Genomic DNA, 2137 nt, shown 5'->3' with positions numbered 1-2137 from the left:
TGCCGCCGCCTGTCAGTTTCATTCATTAACAGGGGGTTTTTGATTGTTTTTCGGAAATATTGGTAGGAGCAGGAGTCGTTACAGGAGCAAGAGTCGTCACGGGAGCATGAGTCGTTAAATGATAAGGTTCAGCAACAGGATCGGTTGCAGGACAAATATTTGATTTGGGATCAAGTATTCTACGGCAGTTGGGATCAAGGCTATCAGACATTTTTGCTTCACAGACATGAATCCTGACACGCATATTACGTGTATGGCAACGCCCACCTTCACTACGGTGGATTGAAGACTCAGTGCCATCAGATGTGGATATCAAATAGTAATCTTTTCCCCCTTCAAATAAAGTCGGAGTGCTAGGAGGTGCGCTAGAACGACTACGAAAGATCAGTGGAATTTTATTCAATTTTGTAGGATCAGGGCATAGGTAAAGGACTGCTTTAGGATCATACTTTTTATCTATCCGACAATTATCATAGCTCGTTTTATTGAAGGCCAACCATACATTTTCGTACGTTGTAGAGACTTGTCGATCTTTGCCCCGATGCTTTACAACAATGTCAATGCTCGGACAGATAACATTTATCTTTGCATTTAGCCTTACATACAGGGTTGTATTCACCTCATGCGAAAACAAATCCGGATCCCAAAAAATGCTTTCGTATTCATCAATCGCATAACACACTGGCAAAAGATGGAATAACAGTGCGAGTCCAAATAAAACAGGCTTCATATTTTTTCTCCATTACAGCTCAGAAACTAAAATAGCAGAAATTCCTGCCTACCCATGTCTTTTGTCTTTTCACTAAAAGTTCACGACTTAACCGAATCTTTAGTGCTCTGAAAGTCTGCTATTTTACCGTGGCACACAAGCCAATGTGATGCTATAGAGTCGGGTGTTTAAAAAAATGCTCAGGTGGCTCTTATGTTCCATATATCTTTCTATGTGTCGTGGAGAAAATGTATGAAAGTCAACTTAGTCGGTCTCGTCTTGCTACTCCATCTGGCTAAAGCTCAAGCAGGCCACAACCCTTCAATCATGTGGACTATTGATGCATTTTCAAAAAATGTGAATGAAAGCTTATCCGTACTGCCTCGATCAGTGACATATTTTGTTTGTGGTAATGTTGCCATTTATCTAAAGCCCAGCGAGCACTTTAAAAATCCTGACGAAATGTATGATAACCTTTGGCAAGTCGATAAAGCCGACTATGAACAATGTAAAGTAAATATCACCAAGTCTTCAAGTTTGCTTTTGAGAAAATGCGATACACCTGCTCTTATTCGTTTCCACAGGGTACTATTTACTGAATACGGTGCTGTCGATTCGAGAGTCTATTTGCCAGGTCATTCCTACTATTTTATATCCACAGCAAATGGTACTAAATCTTCACTCGATAACCGTGAAGGCGGTCATTGCCGATCCCATAACATGCGACTTATGGTGTATGTCGAACCCATTAAAGAATCTGAAACAACGACTTATCCTGAAACAACGGCTTATTCTGAAACAACGGCTTATTCTGAGACAGGGAATGACACTGAGACAACGACTTACCCTGTGATAACAACTTATCCAACAACTGCCCCAACAGATTTTAGTGATTCAATTAAACAACCCTTTCAACTCGTCTGGAATGTTCGCCATAACGAGAATCAGAATCTGCAAATTAACAAGGAATCAGCGTTTCCCATTGTTGCACTTTGCGAGACTAACAGTGTTATTAACCAGTTGGGCGATGAAGGTGAAATCATCAATAGCTGGCTATGTCAGAGTGGGGATCAGCATTTGGTTATTCTGCGACCAAGATATAATAATGGTGATGTTTATATCTTTGAAGCATTTCCCGAGGAAGGAAGCTCTCTGGTATGGAAGTCGTCCCTGACCGTGAATATAGCAAGTGCGAACAACCTCGAGTATCTTGCCAGTGAGGCAAGCCCTCCCCCCAATTCGCCAGCATTCGCTTTTCTGATTTCATTGTACCTCTTTACTGCAGCCGCATGGTGAACGCTACACGCTTTTAGTAAAATCGATACTTGATGATCGATCCTTAAGAAGGGCTAGCAGCCTGTCGGACTTAAGCGTCCGTAGCGAGGATTGCAAGAAATTGAGGATAAAAATTTCTGCTTCTGAGGAGAA

2 protein-coding genes are annotated in these 2137 nt (G+C 41.6%); one reads left to right on the top strand and one right to left on the bottom strand.

Annotated features, from left to right (window positions below; all coding sequences use genetic code 11):
• Positions 1-25 precede the first annotated feature (25 nt).
• Entirely contained in the window at positions 26-730 is a 705-nt protein-coding gene (locus KDK16_RS04435; protein ID WP_257274862.1) for a hypothetical protein, read from the bottom strand.
• Between the two features lie 231 nt (positions 731-961).
• Between KDK16_RS04435 and KDK16_RS04430 the strand changes: the two genes are divergently transcribed.
• The gene (locus KDK16_RS04430) at positions 962-2005 is read left to right on the top strand and encodes a hypothetical protein (protein ID WP_257274861.1); all 1044 of its coding nucleotides are present in this window, start codon (positions 962-964) and stop codon (positions 2003-2005) included.
• Positions 2006-2137: the final 132 nt, after the last annotated feature.

Source organism: Endozoicomonas sp. SESOKO4, assembly GCF_024606275.1.
Note: the sequence above shows the minus strand (reverse complement) of the source record. Positions and strands in the feature narration are given on the sequence as shown.

Coding starts and splice junctions, on each gene's coding strand:
- KDK16_RS04435 (WP_257274862.1), bottom strand. CDS start 730: ATGAAGCCTGTTTTATTTGGACTCGCACTGTTATTCCATCTTTTGCCA.
- KDK16_RS04430 (WP_257274861.1), top strand. CDS start 962: ATGAAAGTCAACTTAGTCGGTCTCGTCTTGCTACTCCATCTGGCTAAA.